Source organism: Sphingomonas phyllosphaerae (assembly GCF_029623345.1).
Lineage (GTDB): Bacteria > Pseudomonadota > Alphaproteobacteria > Sphingomonadales > Sphingomonadaceae > Sphingomonas > Sphingomonas phyllosphaerae_C.
This window is the reverse complement of the sequence record NZ_JAPYKH010000001.1, coordinates 295,109-307,300: the sequence shown is the minus strand read 5'-3', so window position 1 is coordinate 307,300 and position 12,192 is coordinate 295,109. Positions and strand designations below refer to the sequence as shown.

General features: G+C 67.7%; 12 protein-coding genes. 3 read left to right on the top strand and 9 right to left on the bottom strand.

The genetic code is table 11. The annotated features are described in order from the left end of the window. Positions 1-5 precede the first annotated feature (5 nt). From QBJ89_RS01380 to QBJ89_RS01370, 3 genes are all read right to left on the bottom strand, one after another. The gene (locus QBJ89_RS01380; RefSeq protein WP_277978741.1) at positions 6-3,008 is read right to left on the bottom strand and encodes a TonB-dependent receptor plug domain-containing protein; all 3,003 of its coding nucleotides are present in this window, start codon (positions 3,006-3,008) and stop codon (positions 6-8) included. Between the two features lie 169 nt (positions 3,009-3,177). Further along, positions 3,178-4,662 carry an adenosylhomocysteinase gene (ahcY, locus tag QBJ89_RS01375; RefSeq protein ID WP_431522490.1) on the bottom strand — a complete coding sequence of 495 codons (1,485 nt, stop codon included), beginning with the start codon at positions 4,660-4,662 and terminating at the stop codon, positions 3,178-3,180. 72 nt (positions 4,663-4,734) lie between these two features. Beyond that, the gene (locus tag QBJ89_RS01370; protein WP_277978739.1) at positions 4,735-5,295 is read right to left on the bottom strand and encodes a YqgE/AlgH family protein; all 561 of its coding nucleotides are present in this window, start codon (positions 5,293-5,295) and stop codon (positions 4,735-4,737) included. Between the two features lie 98 nt (positions 5,296-5,393). Between QBJ89_RS01370 and QBJ89_RS01365 the strand changes: the two genes are divergently transcribed. From QBJ89_RS01365 to QBJ89_RS01355, 3 genes are all read left to right on the top strand, one after another. Continuing rightward, positions 5,394-5,873, top strand: coding sequence for a peroxiredoxin (locus QBJ89_RS01365; RefSeq protein ID WP_277978738.1), 480 nt, complete (start codon positions 5,394-5,396; stop codon positions 5,871-5,873). A gap of 215 nt (positions 5,874-6,088) precedes the next feature. Continuing rightward, positions 6,089-7,519 carry an AMP nucleosidase gene (locus tag QBJ89_RS01360; RefSeq protein WP_277978737.1) on the top strand — a complete coding sequence of 477 codons (1,431 nt, stop codon included), beginning with the start codon at positions 6,089-6,091 and terminating at the stop codon, positions 7,517-7,519. Positions 7,520-7,594: 75 nt separating this feature from the next. After that, on the top strand, positions 7,595-8,215 hold the full coding sequence (locus QBJ89_RS01355; protein WP_277978736.1) for a hypothetical protein: 621 nt from the start codon (positions 7,595-7,597) through the stop codon (positions 8,213-8,215). A 188-nt stretch (positions 8,216-8,403) separates the two neighbouring features. Here QBJ89_RS01355 and QBJ89_RS01350 read toward each other — a convergent pair whose 3' ends face one another. The 6 genes from QBJ89_RS01350 to QBJ89_RS01325 form a co-directional block, all read right to left on the bottom strand. Beyond that, entirely contained in the window at positions 8,404-8,643 is a 240-nt protein-coding gene (locus tag QBJ89_RS01350) for a hypothetical protein (protein ID WP_277978735.1), read from the bottom strand. Positions 8,644-8,652: 9 nt separating this feature from the next. Beyond that, a complete protein-coding gene (locus QBJ89_RS01345) occupies positions 8,653-8,925 on the bottom strand; it encodes an alpha/beta fold hydrolase (protein WP_277978734.1) in 273 nt (90 codons plus the stop codon). A gap of 189 nt (positions 8,926-9,114) precedes the next feature. Further along, a complete protein-coding gene (locus QBJ89_RS01340; RefSeq protein ID WP_277978733.1) occupies positions 9,115-9,627 on the bottom strand; it encodes a GNAT family N-acetyltransferase in 513 nt (170 codons plus the stop codon). Beyond that, positions 9,624-10,412 carry a LysR family transcriptional regulator gene (locus QBJ89_RS01335; protein WP_277978732.1) on the bottom strand — a complete coding sequence of 263 codons (789 nt, stop codon included), beginning with the start codon at positions 10,410-10,412 and terminating at the stop codon, positions 9,624-9,626. Before QBJ89_RS01335 ends, QBJ89_RS01340 begins: the two co-directional genes overlap by 4 nt. After that, positions 10,409-10,807 (bottom strand): Co2+/Mg2+ efflux protein ApaG, encoded by a 399-nt coding sequence (gene apaG / locus QBJ89_RS01330; RefSeq protein ID WP_277978862.1) that lies wholly within the window; start codon positions 10,805-10,807, stop codon positions 10,409-10,411. The genes QBJ89_RS01335 and apaG overlap by 4 nt, the downstream gene beginning before the upstream one ends. An 11-nt stretch (positions 10,808-10,818) precedes the next feature. Then, the gene (locus tag QBJ89_RS01325; RefSeq protein ID WP_277978731.1) at positions 10,819-12,024 is read right to left on the bottom strand and encodes a trans-sulfuration enzyme family protein; all 1,206 of its coding nucleotides are present in this window, start codon (positions 12,022-12,024) and stop codon (positions 10,819-10,821) included. Positions 12,025-12,192 lie beyond the last annotated feature (168 nt).

The following is a 12,192-nucleotide window of genomic DNA, read 5'->3' as shown; positions in this document are numbered from 1 at the left end:
CCCGATCAGAACAGCCGGTCGAGCGCAATCCGCGCCCCGGCATAGTAATAGCGGCCCAGGAAAGAATATGAGTACGGGCCATAGCCAGTCGGCTCGACACCCGCGCCGGTGAGATTGTTGGCGCCAAAGTAGAAGCTGAAGTTCTTCTCGACCGCGATCGAGGCCTGGATGTCATGCTCCCAGCGCTCACGATAGTAGAGATACTCCGGCGCAGCGATATCCGGATTGGCGCTGACCTGATCGCGGGTGAAGCGCCGTACCTTGCTGGAATAGTTGAGGCCGTAATTGAGCGTCACCGCGCCTTTGGTCCAGGTCAGGTCGAACGTACCCGCGTATTTGGGTGCGGGCAGCGTCGGCAGCTCGAGTTGGTCCTCGCGCTCGGCGCCCGGCGTCGGCACGAAGTCGAGCCGATCGAGGTAGTTACCTACCAGCTTCAGGTTGAAGCGCCCGAGATTGCCGGCGTTCAGGCTATAGGCGACCTGAAGATCCAGGCCTTGCGTGCGGAACGCAGCAACGTTCTCGGGTTGCAGCAGATAGTCATTGACATAGCCGGTCACCCCGCTGCGCGAGACGTTCGAGCAATAGGGATTGTCGAGTGTCGGCTGGTCGACACATAGGTCCGCGAGCTGCTGCGCGGTCGGCGAGTTCACTGCGTTGGTCAGATTGATGTTGTACCAATCCGCCGTGATCGACAGACCCGGCAGGAAACGTGGCAACAGCACGACGCCGGCGGTCCACGTCTTGGCGGTCTCCTCGCGCAGCCCGCGGTTGCCGCCCGTCCGGCCCGGGAGGCTGGCGGTCGCGACGGGGTCATTCACCGGATTGAACGCGGCGATCTGAGCCGGCGACAAGCCCGCCGCGGTGAGCGTGGCCTGGCAATTGGCGACACGGTACCGCGTGCCCTCCGGCAGGTTCTCCGGATCGCAGGGATCGTCGATGAAGGAGAAGGCGCCGCTGACCGGCGCATAGAGCTCGCTGATATTGGGCGCGCGAACCGCCTCGGAATAGCCGCCGCGGAAGCGGATGTCGCGAACCGGCGCCCAGATGCCGTTCACCTGCCACGTCGTTGTGTTGCCGACAGTCGAATAATCGGAGACACGCAGCGCGGCGTTGAATTCGAGCGTGTTGGCGAAGGGCAAGTCCTTCAGCAACGGCACGCGGAGCTCGCCGAAGGCCTCCTTGACGTCGAAGCTGCCGCGCTGCGGCCCGACCTGCGAGAAGTCGAGCAACTCGCCCTGCTCGACCCGGGGATCGGGATTGAAGCGGCTGCTCTCCTTGCGATATTCGGCGCCCAAGGCAAAGCCGATCGGGCCGCCGGGAAGCTCGAAAAACTGGCCGAAATCACCGCTGATCGAACCAGAGACCACGTGCTGCTGCACCCGGTAGAAGTTGACCATGTCGGCCTGGACGAAGCCGAGCGCCGCGGCGCTGGGGGAACCCTCGCCGAGGATGTTGAGCGGCTGGCACCCGCTGCCCGCGCCGGGCGTAAAGGTCGTCGCCGGCGCATCGAAGTTGTTCGGGTCGATATTGGCCGTCGGATCAAGGTCGGAGCGACAGACGATCTGCCCGGTCGTGGGGTCACGTACTGCGTCCAGCGCAGCGAAATAACGATCGCTGATGCGGTAGTTGGTCGAGAGGAAGCGACTGTCCGTGCGGCCATATGTGTAGGAAAATTCGTAACGCGCATGATCGCTGATCTGCCCGTCCGCACCGATGACGGAACGGTAAGTCTCGCGCTTGGACGACTCGCCACGGACGCCGAAGTCGAAATTGTCGCGCGAGACGAGCGCGCCGTTGGCCGCCGCGTCGGCACCGAAGCGATCGATCAGGAAGGCGTTGTCGGGAGCGAGATAGGTGTAGAAGTCGAAGCTCGGCTGCGACACCGTATAGCTGTGCGTGTTGGTATATTTGCCCTGCGCGAACAGCCGCAGCGCGGGTGACACCTCGAAACTGCTCAGCAGATTGACGTTGTGGATGCGGTTCTTGGGCTGAAGGTCACCCTGGTAGCCCGCCACTGGCGTGCTGTCGCCGCCCTGGACCTGGCCCGTGCCCGGCAGACTGACCCCGCGGTCGTAGACGCGGCCGTCCCCGTTGAAATCGGGCACGCCGTCCAGATCGAGATCGACAGCGCCTCCTCGCGAGCTGTCGGCATAACGCAGATTGTTGGTGCGGATACGGTCAAATCGTGCGGGATCGTCGGGGATGTCGGTCGGATCGCGCACGATGCCGTACGTGCGCAGCGGATTGCCCGTACGCTCGCGTGCGAAAGAGCTGACACGATCATCGTCGCGGAACTCGTAGTTCAAGGCGATGTTGCCGCGACCGCCGGCGAAGTTCTTGCCGCCGGTAAGCGAGAAGAAGCGGCTGCCGGCGTCGCCATATTCCGAGACGCCGGTCTGCGCGCGTGCGACCAGCCCCTCGAAATCGCGCTTGAGCACGAAATTGACGACGCCTGACACGCCGTCGGCACCGTAGATCGCCGACGCTCCGCCCGTCGTCACGTCGATACGCTCGATCAGATCGGCGGGTATCGTGTTGATGTCGACCGCTGCGGTCCCGGGTAGACCGGCAACGTGACGGCGTCCATCGACCAGGACGAGCGTCCGGTTCGCGCCGAGATTGCGGAGGTTGAGCAGATTGACGCCGGCAGCGCCGTTATCGGCGGTAGAACCGGACTGGCTCGCGCTGGTCGAGGAGCCGATCAGCGCGGGATTCTGCGTCAAAAAGTCGGTGACGTTGACACGGCCCGACTGCTGCAACGACGCCGAGGAGTAACTGGTGACCGGAGTTGGCGAGTCGATCTCGGGCCGGGCGATGCGCGAGCCGGTGACGACGACATCGACGGGATCATCGGCCTGCGCCGCTTCCGCTGCGGTCGGCGCCGCGTCAGGTGCATCCTGCTGGGTCGCCGTCTGGAGCGGTTGTTGCTGTGCGTGCGCCGGCAGGCTGAGGCCGCCCGCGACCAGCGCGACCAGTGCGCATCCGCTCCGCCAATGCGAGATCGTCATCGTCTTCCCCTGTTCCGACGCCGTGATTTCCATGTCCCATTAGGGACATCTCGTCATCTTCGTCGCAAGGGTTAATGTGTTATTCAGCCACGTTGTTGCGCCGCAGCAACATGCGAGAAGGGCGGCACCTCGCGGCACCGCCCCCTCATTTTGACGATCGCGACGGCGATCAGTAGCGATAATGATCCGGCTTGAACGGGCCAGCGACCGGTACGCCGATATACTTGGCCTGCTTCTCGCTCAGCTGCGATAGCTGGACGCCGAGCTTCTCCAGGTGGAGCGCCGCGACCTTCTCGTCGAGGTGCTTGGGCAGGACATAGACTTCGTTCTTGTAATTCTCGCCCTTGGTCCACAGCTCGATCTGCGCCAGCGTCTGATTGGTGAACGACGCCGACATCACGAACGACGGGTGGCCAGTCGCGCAGCCCAGGTTCACCAGGCGACCCTTGGCGAGGACGATGATCTGCTTGCCGTCGGGGAACTCGACCAGGTCGGTGCCAGGCTTCACCTCGGTCCACTTGTAGTTGGACAGCGCGGCGATCTGGATCTCCGAGTCGAAATGGCCGATGTTGCAGACGATCGCCATCGGCTTCATCGCCTTCATGTGATCGGCGGTGATGACGTCGGCGTTGCCCGTCGCGGTGACGAAGATGTCGGAGCGCTTCACCGCTTCCTCCATCGTCACGACCTCATAGCCTTCCATCGCCGCCTGCAGCGCGCAGATCGGATCGATCTCGGTAACGAGGACGCGCGCGCCGCCGTTGCGCAGCGACGCCGCCGAACCCTTGCCGACGTCGCCGAAACCCGCGACGGTAGCGACCTTGCCGGCCAGCATCACGTCGGTGGCGCGGCGGATCGCGTCGACCAGCGACTCCTTGCAGCCGTAGAGATTGTCGAACTTCGACTTGGTGACAGAGTCGTTGACGTTGATCGCCGGGAACGGCAGCTCGCCCTTCTTGGCGATCTCGTACAGGCGGTGAACGCCGGTGGTGGTCTCCTCCGACACACCCTTCAGGTTCTTCACCGTTTCGGTCAGGTAGCCCGGCTTCTTGGCGATGAACGCCTTGACCGAACGCTGGAACTCGACCTCTTCCTCATTCTCGGGCTCGCCGAAGCTCTGGCCCGCCTCGAGCTTGGCGCCCCACAAAGCGAACATGGTCGCATCGCCGCCGTCGTCGAGGATGATGTTGGCAGTCTGGCCGTTGCCGTCGTCCCAATCGAAGATCGAGCCGACATAGTCCCAGTAATCGGCGAGCGTCTCGCCCTTCACCGCGAACACCGGGATGCCCGCGGCGGCGATTGCGGCGGCGGCATGGTCCTGCGTCGAGAAGATATTGCAGGTCGCCCAGCGCACGTCCGCACCGAGAGCGGTCAGCGTCTCGATCAGCACCGCGGTCTGGATCGTCATGTGCAGCGAGCCGGTGATGCGCGCGCCCTTGAGCGGCTGTGCGGCGCCGAACTCGTCGCGCAGCGCCATCAGGCCGGGCATCTCGGTCTCGGCGATCTTGATCTCGGCGCGGCCGAAATCGGCGAGAGCGATGTCTTTGATGACGTAATCGTTGGTGTTGAGCGTGCGGTCAGACACTGGGGCGGTAGCCACGGCGTTGTCTCCAGACTGATAGGGCCGACCAAGGCGCCACGCACCGGTCGGCATGTGTGCGCCTTAACCCGCCCAGCGCTGTCGATCAAATATAAAGATATCTTTATATCGTTCTGGAAGAGCGGCTCAGCTGTGCCCGCTCTCGCTCGACAGCAGCCGCGGATCGACGCCGGCGGCGGCGAAGCCACGCGTCCAGCGCCGCTCCACCGGCGTGTCGAACAACATCTCGGGCGAGTCGGCGACGTTGAGCCAGCCGTGCCGCGTCATCTCGGCATCGAGCTGGCCCGGCGCCCAGCCGGCGTAGCCGAGCGCGACCAGCCAGCGCGACGGGCCGTTCCCCGCCGCGATCGCGCGCAGCACGTCGAGCGTCCCCGACAGCGCCCAGCGCCCCGCAACGTCGAGCGTATCGTGCCCGCCCCAGTCGCTCGAGTGGAGCACGAAGCCGCGTCGCGTCTCCACCGGGCCGCCGAAATGGACCGGGGCGTCGGGTGCCTCCCCGGGCGCGATCTCGAGCTGTTCGAGCACGTCGTGCAGGCCAAGCCCGTTGACCACCGCACCGATCCCCACGCCCAGCGCGCCGCTCTCGTCGTGGCTACAGATCGCGATCACCGAACGCTCGAAGCGCGGGTCACCGATCCCGGGCATGGCGAGCAGGAACTGACCGGCGAGATAATTGGCTTGCTCCATCCGCGCGAACCTAGTGCGTGCGGCGGCGCTTGCCAAAGCTTGAAATCAATCGCCTCGGCTGCGACACCCGCGCCATCCTCGCACCGGAGCCCTGCCCCATGACGATCAGCGTCGGCGACACCCTGCCGTCCGTCCGCCTCACCAAGGTCACCGCCGAAGGGCCCGAGCCCGTCGACAGCGGCGACTATTTCAAGGGCCGCCGTGTCGCGCTATTCGCGGTGCCCGGCGCCTTCACCCCCACTTGCTCGGCGCGCCACCTGCCGGGTTATCTCGACAAAGCCGAGGAACTGCGCGCCAAGGGTGTCGACGAGATCGCCTGCACCGCGGTGAACGACGCGTTCGTCCTCGCCGCCTGGGCGAAGCAGAACAGCGCCGAGGGCGTCACGATGCTCGCCGACGGCAACGGCGACTTCGCTAGCGCCCTCGGGCTCGAGATGGATGGCAGCAAGTACGGCATGGGCAAGCGCAGCCAGCGCTACGCCATGGTCGTCAACGACGGCGTGGTCGAGTCGCTTGAGGTCGAGGCACCGGGCGAGTTCCGTGTCAGCTCGGCGGAGCATCTGCTGACGATGCTGTAACTCCCTTGGATCCTCCCCGGCACGGGGAGGGGAACCAGCCGCAGGCTGGTAGAGGGAGTGTCCGCAGGCGCTGCGATCCGTAGAGAGCCCTCTCCACCACCGCGCTGGTGCGCGGCGGTCCCCCTCCCCGTGCCGGGGAGGATCAGGATGCTCGCACGTTCGTCATGAGTTGGCCGCGACTTGCCGCGGTCACGTCGCAAATGTAACCGTCGGGAATGACAGCGAACGATATCGTACAGGAACTGGACCGGCTTTACAGCGCGTCGGTCGACCGGCTCAAGGCGGCGATCTCCCGCTACATCGCCGATGGAACGCCGCCCGCCCCCGAGACACGGCGCGACGGCTCCTTCGCCTATCCCGAGATCCGGCTCCGCTTCGCCGGCGGCGACGATCGTCCCACGCCGCTGCGCTCGTTCGGCCGGCTGGTGAGCCCCGGCGAATATCGCATCAGCGTCACCAAACCCGCGGTCTTCGCCGACTATCTCACCGAGCAGCTGACCCTGCTGATCGAGGACTATGACGTTACCGTCAGCGCCGTGGCGGGGACGCAGGAGATCCCCTTCCCGTACGTCATTGACGCCGGCCACGCGCTCAGCCTCGACACCGTCTCCGCCGCCGAGCTGGCGCGCTGGTTCCCGACGACCGAGCTCGCCTATATCGGTGATGAGATCGCCGATGGCCTCTGGGCCTCGATCGACGGCACGCGCCCGCTCGCGCTGTTCGATGGCCTACGCACCGACTTCAGCCTCGCCCGGCTGCGGCATTACACCGGCACGCCGCCCGAGCACGTCCAGCGCTACGTGCTGTTCACCAACTATCATCGCTACGTCGACGAGTTCGTCCGCTGGGGTGCGAGCCAGGTCGGCGGCGATAGCCGCTTCACCGCGCTCTCGGGGCCGGGCGGCGTGCTGTTCCAGGCGGGCGACGATCCCGCGATGCTCGACGATAGCGCGTGGCGGCGGCTGCAGATGCCGGCCTATCACCTGATGGCGGACGATCGCACCGGCATTACGCTCGTCAACATCGGTGTCGGCCCCTCCAACGCCAAGACGATCTGCGACCATCTCGCGGTGATGCGCCCCGAGGCCTGGGTGATGATCGGCCACTGCGGTGGCCTTCGCCCCTCGCAGCGGATCGGCGACTATGTGCTCGCGCACGCCTATCTGCGCGACGACCACGTGCTCGACGACATGCTGCCGCCCGAAATTCCGGTGCCCGCCATCGCCGAGGTGCAGCAGGCGCTGGCGCGCGCGGCCGAGACCGTCAGCGGCCAGTCGGGCGACGTGCTCAAGCGGCGGCTGCGCACCGGCACGATCGTCACCACCGACGATCGCAACTGGGAGCTGCGCTACGCCCGGTCGGCACTGCGCTTCTCGCTCAGTCGCGCAGTGGCGATCGACATGGAATCGGCGACCATCGCGGCGCAGGGCTATCGTTTCCGCGTGCCGTATGGGACGCTGCTGTGCGTCTCGGACAAGCCGCTGCACGGCGAGCTCAAGCTCCCGGGCCAGGCCAATCGCTTCTACGAGCGGGCGATCAGCGAGCATATGCGCATCGGCATCGAGACGTGTGAGGAACTCCGCCGCGAGGGCGCCACGCTGCACAGCCGCAAGCTGCGCGCCTTCAACGAACCGCCCTTCCGCTAAGTGCCGAGCACTCCCTGGGAAACGAAGCGGCGGCCGCGCGTTACGCGGCCGTACCATTTCGCCAGGGAGCAGATGATGGCCGACGACAGCAGCGATACGCCGACCCCCGCGCCGGCCTCGTCCAAGCCGGCGACGCCGCGCCGCCGCGCGCCGCGCAAGACCAGCGCGAGTGCGGCGAGCAAGCCTGCGACGAAGCGCCAGACGGCGAGTGATGCGCCGGCGCCCAAGCGCCGCGCCGCCACCAAGCGCGCCGCCGCGGGCGAGCCCTCGACGCTCGAGCAAGCCGGCGAGGCGGTGACCACGGCGACCAAGAGCGTGTCGCGCTCGGCCGGCGCTGCACGCAAGCGCGCGAGCCGCGCCGCGACCGACACGCGCAAGAGCGCCACTCGCGGGGCGCGCAGTGCCGGTAAGGCGGCATCGCGCGCCACGGACAAGGTCGGCGGCAAATGGGGCGCGGCGGCGATCGCCGGCGGCGTGGCGGCGATCGGTGCCGCGGCGACCGCGGCGCTCTTGTCGCTGCGCAGTTCGACGCCGAAGCAGCCCTCGCTGCCGGCCCCCAAGTCCGACGGCAAGGCCGGTGCGAAGCCGGAGAGCAGAACCGGCGCCAAGCACGGCGGCGCCCACCAGCCCGACGGTACCGACTCGAGCAAGTCGTTCGAGGCGAAGATCGCGGACGAGAACTCCGTTCCCGAATGAGGCGAAGGTGGAAGGGGGCGCGTTCCGGGCCTCCCTTCATCCACCCGAACCGGGGATGTGCGGCAGGTCCGACCCTTCGTTGAACGGTTTGCCTCGGACGGCGGTCCTCACTGGGCGACGAAAGCGGCGATCGTCGATGCCAGCTCGGGCCCGGTCGCGGCGCCGAGATGATCGCCGGGAATCCTGCGCTAATGACCGCTCGGCACGGCCTCGGCAAGCGCGGTTGCCGACCCATTCTCGTTATCATCCTCACCGCAGGGGACGAGGATCGGGCAGCGGACGGTCGCCAGTGTGTCGAGCGGCGTGCTGGCGATGGTGTCGTTGACCAACTGCATCGCCGCCGGGACGCCCTTGTTCGCCCGTAGGAAGCCCTCCGCTAACAACTCGGCGGCGACGATCCCCTCCAGCCGGGTTCCGCCCAGGATCACCCGACGCGGTCAGGCACCATTAGCGAGCATGCGGACCACGACGCGGGCGCCGCGCGAATAACCGACGATGTCATGTTCCCGCAGCGCCAATGCTGCCACGAGCGTCTGCAGGTCGTGCGCCAGCACGCCGCGCCGGTAAGCGCTCGGGTCATGCGGTCGGCCACTCTCGCCGTGGCCTCGAAAGTCCGGCATGATGGCCCGTGAGCCGGCGCGGGCGAGCGCCGCGGCATAGCCTGGCCGGATCCAATTGGCATGAGCGCCGCAAAAACAGCCGTGCACCATCAGCAGCGCTCGCCCGGTCCCGATCTCACGCCACGCGATCGTGTGCCGTCCACGGCCGCGATGCAATGCGTGTCGGAGAGCATGGGGCTGCCGTCCGTCCTGTCATGGTCGCTCGAGCGGCGGCGCTCACCGCGTCATAGGGTCTGGCGGCGGTGACGGCGTCGCGGCGGCGCGATCTTCTTCGCCGCGCTACCACTCGTCGCGCAGCAATCCCCACAGCACCGTATCGCGCACGCCGATGTGAGTTTCCCATTCGGCACGCAGCAGCCCCTCGCGCCGAAAGCCGAGCGCCTCCAGCAGCCGGTTCGAGCCGACGTTCGCAGGATCCGTGTCGGCGAACACGCGCCGATAACCCTCGGCGAACAGCTGCCCGATCACGGCGCCAACCGCCTCGCGCGCGTAGCCCCTGCGCTGCGCCGCGGGTACCAGCAGGTAGCCGATCTCAACCACGCCGGCGCGCTTCTCGCCCGCGGCGACGAACCCGATCGCGACGTCATCGTCCGCGTGCGTGACCGCCCAAGTACGCCAGCTGCCGTCGTCGCGCGCAATGAAGCGCTCGCGCAAGGCGGCCACCGATTCGGCGGGCGCGTGCGACCACCAGGTCATCGCCGTCGCGTCGCCCATCGCGGCGAACAGCGCTTCGGCATCGTCGGGCACGCGCGCGCGCAGCACCAGCCGCGCGGTCGCGAGCCGCGGCGTCATCCGCCCAGCGCCTCGACCAACGCCTGCACCTTGCGCTGGCGCCACTGCGGGGTCGGCGCGATCAGCCAATAGCCGAGCCGCGACGGCATCGCCTCGCCGACCACGACCAGCCGCCCCGCCGCGACGTCACGCGTCGCGAGCAGTTCGGGGACGGTGGCGCGACCCAGCCCGGCCGCGGCAGCGTCGATCGCCAACCCGGCGTCGCCGACGCGCACTTGCGCCCCGCCCTCGCCGGGCGCGCCCGGCCAGTGGATCACCGCCGCCGCGCCGCCGCCCGCACGCTCGACCGTCACGAGCCCCTCACTCTCGATCGCCTCGCCTTCCAGCGCGCCGGGGCCCTCGCCCCAGCGGATTGCGAGGTCGAGGTTTGCCTCGGTGAAATCGACGTTGTCGTCGGCCGCGACCAACGCGAAGCGGAGCTCGGCGTCGCCCGCCGCAATCGCCGCTAGGCGCGGCAGCAGCCACTTCTCGGTGACGTCGCGCGGCGCCGCGATCGTCAACGACTTGGACGACTGGCCCGCCTGCATCGCGCGCACTGCTTCCTCGAACTCGAGGAAGCCCTGGCGCAGCGGTCCAAGCCCCGCCTCGCCCTCGGGGGTGAGCTCCAGCCCCTTGGTGGTGCGGCGGAACAGGACGACGCCCAGCGTGTCCTCCAGCGCGCGGATCTGCTGGCCGACCGCGGCCGGCGTCACCGCCAATTCGTCGGCGGCGCGGGTGAAGGAGAGGTGGCGCGCCGCGGCGTCGAGCACGCGCAGCCCGTTGAGCGGCAGGTGGGTGCGCTTCACTCCGCCACCGCCGGCGCGGTCAGCGCGAAGCGCGGGATGGCGACGTCGAAGAGATGCCCGTCCTCGGCGATCATGCGGTAGCTGCCCTGCATCGCGCCGCTCGGCGTTGCAAGCGGGCAACCCGACACATAATCGTAGCTCGCGCCCGGCGCGATCAGCGGTTGTTCGCCGACCACGCCCTCGCCCTCCACCGTGTGGCGCGCGCCGTTGCCGTCGGTGATGACCCAGTGACGCGTGAGCAGCTGCACCGCGCCCTCACCGTCATTCTCCAGCCGGATATGATAGGCCCAGAACCAGCGCCCGCGCGCCGGCTCCGACTGTTCGGGCAGATAGCTGACCGAGACCCGCACGGTGACCGTCCCGGTCGTCGTGGCGAGCGGGAACAGCGCCTCCATGCCGATCGCGGTCATAAGCCGACCTGCCGGAGCGCCTGGTCGAGATCGTCGATCAGGTCCTGTGGGTCCTCGAGTCCGACGTTGAGCCGGAGCAGCCCCTCGGTCACGCCCATCTCGGCGCGCGCCTCGGCGCTGACACCGTAATGGGTGGTGGAGGCGGGATGCGTCATCAGCGAGCGAGAATCGCCGATATTGTTCGAGATGTCGATCAGCTCCAGCGCGTTAAGCAGAGCATGCGCCTGGGCACGATCGGCCACCTCGAAGGCGAAGATCGGCCCCGTCGCGACCATCTGCGACATCGCCAACGCATGCTGCGGATGGCTTGGCAGGCCGGGATGGAGGATCCGCGGCACGCGGCCCTCGAGAAATTGCCCGACCGTCACCGCGTTGGCCGATTGGCGACGGACGCGCAGGTCGAGTGTTTCCAGCCCCTTGAGCACCACCCAGGCGTTGAACGCGCTGAGCGTCGGCCCGGTGTTGCGGGTGAAGGGCAGCAACGTGTTGGTGACGAAATCCTCGCTGCCGCACACCGCGCCGGCGAGCACGCGCCCTTGCCCGTCCATCATCTTGGTGGCGGAATAAGCGACCACGTCGGCCCCGAACTCGAGCGGGCGCTGGAGCGCTGGCGTGGCGAAGGCATTGTCGACCACGCTCACGATCCCGCGCTCGCGCGCGATGCCGCACACCGCCTTCAGGTCGACCACGTCCATCGTCGGATTGGCAGGGGTCTCGAAGAAAAAGACCTTGGTGTTGGGGCGCACCGCCGCTTCGAACGCCCGAGAGTCGCGCGCGTCGACGGTGGTCGACTGGATGCCGAAGCGGGGCAGCAGGGTGTCGACCAGCCAGCGGCACGAACCGAAAGCGGCGCGGCCGGCGACAACATGGTCACCCTGCTGGAGCTGACACAGCAGCGCCGCGGTCATCGCCGCCATGCCCGTGGCCATGGTGCGACACGCCTCGGCGCCCTCGAGCAGCGCGATGCGATGCTCAAGCATCTCGACGGTCGGGTTCTGCAGGCGGGAATAGGTCATCCCCTCCTGCTCGCCGGCAAAACGCGCCGCGGCGTCCTCGGCACAGTCGTAGCTGTAGCCCGAGGTGAGGAAGATCGCCTCCGAGGTCTCACCGAACTCGGATCGGGCGGTGCCGCCGCGCACCGCGAGGGTGGCGGGGCGCCAATGCTGGGTGACCGACCGGTCCTGTCCGCTACGCCGCTTCATGCGCGCACGCTTAGCCTCCGGCGGCGCGCGGAGACAAGGGGCAGCGCGGCGCCGGCGGCGGGCGGGCTTGTCGCCGCGGCGAGGCTGACGCAAGGAAGCAGAGTGTTCCTGCGCAGGCGGGAACCCAGGATCATCACCCGCCACGCTCGCGGCCCTGAGCTCCTGCGA

Excerpts from the sequence above, each read along its gene's own strand:
- QBJ89_RS01380 (WP_277978741.1), bottom strand. The coding sequence starts at position 3,008 with ATGACGATCTCGCATTGGCGGAGCGGATGCGCACTGGTCGCGCTGGTC.
- ahcY (WP_431522490.1), bottom strand. The coding sequence starts at position 4,662 with ATGCCGACCGGTGCGTGGCGCCTTGGTCGGCCCTATCAGTCTGGAGAC.
- QBJ89_RS01370 (WP_277978739.1), bottom strand. The coding sequence starts at position 5,295 with ATGGAGCAAGCCAATTATCTCGCCGGTCAGTTCCTGCTCGCCATGCCC.
- QBJ89_RS01365 (WP_277978738.1), top strand. The coding sequence starts at position 5,394 with ATGACGATCAGCGTCGGCGACACCCTGCCGTCCGTCCGCCTCACCAAG.
- QBJ89_RS01360 (WP_277978737.1), top strand. The coding sequence starts at position 6,089 with ATGACAGCGAACGATATCGTACAGGAACTGGACCGGCTTTACAGCGCG.
- QBJ89_RS01355 (WP_277978736.1), top strand. The coding sequence starts at position 7,595 with ATGGCCGACGACAGCAGCGATACGCCGACCCCCGCGCCGGCCTCGTCC.
- QBJ89_RS01345 (WP_277978734.1), bottom strand. The coding sequence starts at position 8,925 with ATGGTGCACGGCTGTTTTTGCGGCGCTCATGCCAATTGGATCCGGCCA.
- QBJ89_RS01340 (WP_277978733.1), bottom strand. The coding sequence starts at position 9,627 with ATGACGCCGCGGCTCGCGACCGCGCGGCTGGTGCTGCGCGCGCGCGTG.
- apaG (WP_277978862.1), bottom strand. The coding sequence starts at position 10,807 with ATGGAGGCGCTGTTCCCGCTCGCCACGACGACCGGGACGGTCACCGTG.
- QBJ89_RS01325 (WP_277978731.1), bottom strand. The coding sequence starts at position 12,024 with ATGAAGCGGCGTAGCGGACAGGACCGGTCGGTCACCCAGCATTGGCGC.